1 protein-coding gene is annotated in these 350 nt (G+C 61.1%); it reads right to left on the minus strand.

Annotation, left to right across the window (positions count from 1 at the left end; all coding sequences use genetic code 11):
* The coding region (locus AC1DMU_RS29835; protein WP_476941714.1) for a hypothetical protein at positions 1–350 on the minus strand (350 nt) is incomplete at both ends.

Here is a 350-nt window from a genome sequence, read left to right on the forward strand (position 1 = left end):
TAGACAATCTTGCGTCGCGTTCCGCCATTTCCGACCGATACCTGATTGTCACCATAGTCATTGGAATCCGCCCCAAGCACGATGGAATTGCGCCCGGCCGCGAGCGCGCCGCTCCCCAGCGCAATCGCGTTGTAGCCGTAGGATTTTGCATCGTTACCCACCGCGACGCTGCCAATCTCCCAGGCAACGGCCTGATGCCCCAGCGCAGTCGCATGTTGCCCGTTGGCATTGGCTTGGTAGCCAAGTGCCACGCCGTAGTTGTTGGAGTGTGCCCATACGCCGACCGCGACTGCCCTGTTGAGAGCACCAGCATACGAACCGAGCTGGACGAAGTCGCTGTAGGCCAGCGG

It is taken from the genome of Bacillus sp. 01N45 (assembly GCF_056399205.1).